The 4364-nt window shown below is 24.9% G+C and carries 5 protein-coding genes and 1 pseudogene; all 6 read right to left on the bottom strand.

Annotated elements, in window-relative coordinates; translation table 11 throughout:
* A pseudogene (locus U880_RS0102645) lies at positions 1–680 on the bottom strand (DUF244 domain-containing protein); the annotation flags it as partial.
* A gap of 369 nt (positions 681–1049) precedes the next feature.
* Positions 1050–1535 carry a Bdr family repetitive protein gene (bdr, locus tag U880_RS0102640; RefSeq protein ID WP_024654654.1) on the bottom strand — a complete coding sequence of 162 codons (486 nt, stop codon included), beginning with the start codon at positions 1533–1535 and terminating at the stop codon, positions 1050–1052.
* Positions 1536–1555: 20 nt separating this feature from the next.
* The gene (locus tag U880_RS0102635; RefSeq protein WP_024654653.1) at positions 1556–2101 is read right to left on the bottom strand and encodes a chromosome replication/partitioning protein; all 546 of its coding nucleotides are present in this window, start codon (positions 2099–2101) and stop codon (positions 1556–1558) included.
* Positions 2102–2176: 75 nt separating this feature from the next.
* Positions 2177–2917, bottom strand: coding sequence for a ParA family protein (locus U880_RS0102630; protein WP_024654652.1), 741 nt, complete (start codon positions 2915–2917; stop codon positions 2177–2179).
* Positions 2893–3453, bottom strand: a complete 561-nt coding sequence (locus tag U880_RS0102625) for a DUF226 domain-containing protein (RefSeq protein WP_024654651.1) — start codon at positions 3451–3453, stop codon at positions 2893–2895. The genes U880_RS0102630 and U880_RS0102625 overlap by 25 nt, the downstream gene beginning before the upstream one ends.
* 9 nt (positions 3454–3462) lie before the next feature.
* Positions 3463–4364, bottom strand: a 902-nt coding sequence (locus U880_RS0102620; protein WP_024654650.1) for a plasmid maintenance protein, incomplete at its 5' end; no start/stop codon positions are given.

Here is a 4364-nt window from a genome sequence, read left to right as displayed (position 1 = left end):
TGTGCTTGAACATAATATTTAAAGAAATATTTACTTTCTAAAAAATTACCTGTTTGATTATATTCTGTAATAGCTGATGTTAAATAATTACTATCACTACATTTAATCTCTAATAGTTCTGTTTCACCTTGATTATTTACAAACCAACCATCTATTGTTGCACCAACAAGATTATCTCCTCTACCTACTCGTTTGAAGTAATTATATTTGTCTATTCCATTAGCATATTTGTTTTTGTGTAAAATTTGTATATTATCAAAGTAAATACGTAGAAACTCAGCAAATCCTAAATTTTCTAATGCTTTTCCTTTTTTAATATGCAAATTATCTTTATATGGAACTTCTTTCCCAAAAAATTTAAGTACTCTACTTACAATTAATTCAGAAGCAGCATCAGCACCAAGAAATATACTACCAACTTCACTAGCACCAAATCTTGTTAATGCTTCACGTTGAATAGAAAAATCTACTTTACTATTAAACTTGAAATATTCACCTTTTTTTATACCAGGTAATTTACGTCCTATTTTGCTCATTTTAATTACATTAGTTTGTTTGTTATTATCAGAATCTACGGTTGGAACAAAAGATTCTAAACCTTTAATAACTTGTTGGGTGTATAAATTTTGTTGATTCATTTTTTTTACTCCATTATTAATTGTTTTATTAATATTTGTCATATTAAACTCCTTTTTATTCCTTTTATATAAAAATAATTATATAACAAAAAATAATTTTTAACAAACACTTTTAAATATTTTGTTAAAAAATTGTCATTAGAATCAAAAATTGAAATTTATATATGTATATTAATATGTTAATATATTGATTTAATTAATAAGCATTAAAACACAAAAACTTAGAGCTTAATTAAAAATTCTAGACAGAATCCTTAACTAAGCTCTAAAACTTATGAATACAGCAATAAAAAAGAGTTTTCTACTATACGTAGACCTCAAAAGTAAGATACACTACTTTTTAAATAAAATCAAACAAATCTTAACAAATACTTATTATTTTTTGATATGATACAAATATTTTAATAATTATCAATTTATAAAAAATTTATTTAGTATCGCAAAAATAATTGGAGAAAGAATTCCTACCGCTATTATCATAAAATGTATTATTCTATTTCCCGTATTAAGTCTCTCTAATAACAAATCCTTATTATTTTTGATTTCTTTCTCTAGATTAGAGACATCTTTTTGTAAGTTTCTTTCCAAAATATCTATTCTAGCATTTACTTCGTTTCTTATATGATCTATTTTAATATCTAAATTAGCAATGTCCTTTTGCAAAGACTTTTCTACATTATCTATCTTTAAATCCAAATGTCTTATATCCTTTTGCAAATTCTTTTCTATGTTAATCATTTGCTGTTCCAATGAATTCATTTTTTCTTTTAAAACTTCAAAATGAGAATTATCATTATGAAATAAAATAAAATCCACTGCTGCTTCACTAAATCCCTTCTCTATGAATTCAACTCTTAAATCTTCAGTCTTATATGTCCTATATGCCAAATTATTCATAAACAACACCCCCTTATCAATCAATTCCCCTTCAAATTTTGAAATTCTTTTAAAAACTTTTCAAGTAAATCTTTTTCGTTATCAAAAAGCGTATCTAATAAAAATCCTGTAAACTTAGAATTTTTTTTATAAAAATCATAACTTGCTTGTTTTTTAAGTTGAAATCTTAAGGGCTTTATTGGATTTTGTCTTGACCTTTTAATAGAAATACCTTCTTTATTTCTTAAAAAGGAAATGGTTTCATTAATTCCATTTTCTATGACAAATTGCTCCTCTAATAACCCTTCTTCAAATGCATCTCCTATGCGTAGATACTCATATACTTGGGTTCTTGCAATCCTAAAGTTCTTTGCAAAAGAATTAAAACTTTTATATCCGTCTAATTCATAATACTTATTATCTTTTATTTCTTTCAATGCCTTTATAACTTCTATTTTATGAAAAATTTCCTTTTTAAAATTATTTACTATTCTTTCCTTTAATTTATTATAACGAACCGACACATCGTCATTATGCATTGTTTCCAAACTCCTATTGTCTATTCTCAACTTCCCCTTTAATTTCATAACATCCTCCAATTTATTCACTTTATCCGTTTAACGGACAAGTTGTTATACTAAATAATAAGAATTATTTAATACTTAAAAACTATTTAAAAAATTATTAACAGCATTTTCATATTCTCTCATATAATCTCTACTTGAAGAAAAAACAGAATTGCTAGCTATATTTCTATTTAAATCTTCTCGTTCAGAGATAATACCTAAAAAATTTTCTTTTTCCCTTATTAAATCAACATATTCTTTATGAGTATTATTATTTTTAAATCTAGTAGCAAGTATAAAAACAGGAATCTTTAATTCTAAAATGTTAAGAAAATAATAAAACAAATCTAGACATTCAATAGCCCATTTTTCAGGAACAAGCGGGACAATTATATGACTACTGCTTAATAATGAATTTTTATATGTAAAATCAAAACTAGGAGTTGTATCTAATATAATATATTCATAATTACTACAAAAACAATCCAAATTAGACTTAAGCAAAAGTTCTTTAGAATCTATTCTATCATCATTAATTTTATGTAAGCTTAAATAGCTAGGAATCAAATCTATATTTTTACCAACACTTATAATTGAATCTTCAATATTTAAATTATTTTTTAAAACTTCATATATATTAATCATTCTTAAATCAACGTTATGTTCTCTTATCTGATCTTTATAATAGCTAGTAATTGAAGCTTGTGTATCCATATCTATAAGTAAAATCTTATTTTTTCTTGATAACAAAGATGCAAATGCTAAACTAGTTGCACTTTTACCAACACCACCCTTCATATTTGCAATACTAATTATTTTTGCTTTTTTTCTATCCATTTAGTTATCAGACCCCCTTCTAATAATTTTTTGTTGTAAAATTCATATACTTTTTTTTCTAATCTCCTTGTCATATCAATTAAAGTTTGACAATATTTCGTTTTTAGTCTATCTTTTCTAAATAGATAAGCAAGTCCCCTTAAATAGCAAAAAACACTTCCTTTTTTAAACCTAAATTCTATATAATAAACTTTCAAGAAAATAGCTGATTTACTCACACCATTATCTTCATATTTTCTGATAATATTTTTTACTGGTTTTCTATATCCATAATAAATTCCCAAAAATTTATCGTCTCCCTTTATAGAAAATAAATGAAAATATTCTACTTTGTTCTGATCAAAAAGTCCTCTTAATGAAACAAAAAACTTATGTTTTTGGTTTTCATTTACCTTAAACAAATGTAAATCCATCATGATTTTCGTGTGATATAATCTTCTACCTTCAATTTCCTCTATTTTGACAAATAGAGGTTTTTCTTCTTTTGGAATTAATTTTATTTTTTTCTTTTCTAAAATATTTAACCCATGCTCCATAATAAATCCTTAAGTTACAGCTTCCTTAAATTCAGAGTGTTTTAAATGTTCCTTCTGGTTTTCTATCAAATCTAAAAGTTCATAGTAATACTGGTTATTAAATACCTTTTTATATTCTAATTTCTCTTGCCTTTTTAAATACTCTTTCAATTTTGGTATGAGAATTTCTATCTTTACTTTTTGTCTCAATTGATCAAGTAGTATGCTAAATATATTGTTTTTAAGATCTTCATATTGTGATTTCAGATTTTCTGTTTTTTTGACCGTCTTCTTTAAATTCGCAACAATGACGCTCAAATCCCCATATCTCTCTTGTTCTATAATAAAATGGGGCTTGGGTCTATATTTTTCATATATAGACCCCATCTTGGCTTCTAAATCTGCACTATCATATCCTTCATTTTTTAATTCCGTTACTACACTTTCTAACACCAATGAAAGCTTCTCTTGTTTCTCTTTCAATGTTACGCATCTTTTATCTTCTCCCCTTTTAGTATCTCCAATATAGCATCTCTCTATTGCATTCTCAGCATTCTTCAGTTTCCTCAATAAGTCAACTTTTACTTCTTTTTCTAAATTAAGTTTAAGAATATTATAGAAGAATCTCGTCTTAAAATTACATTTATTTGCATATTTCTTCAATTGAAAATCTTCGATTTGACTTGTACACTTTTCTTCTTTTTTATTCTTATTATATTTATTATATAAAGACTCCGCTTTTTCTACACTCCCCTCTTTATTGAATTTGCTTTTAAAATGTTCATTAACGCGCTTTTGGAATCTTTTTTCTTTTTTTATTTTGAAACTTTTATTTATTAATCTATTACATTCTTTTTTGTTGTATTTGAGTTCATAATAAACTTCAGTACCCATATTAATTCCTAAATGTTGATAATAGTTATTTGTTACTT

The organism is Borrelia hispanica CRI, from assembly GCF_000500065.1.
Lineage (GTDB): Bacteria > Spirochaetota > Spirochaetia > Borreliales > Borreliaceae > Borrelia > Borrelia hispanica.
The sequence above is the reverse complement of the archived record's forward strand: the minus strand, read 5'-3'. Positions and strand labels throughout refer to the sequence as shown.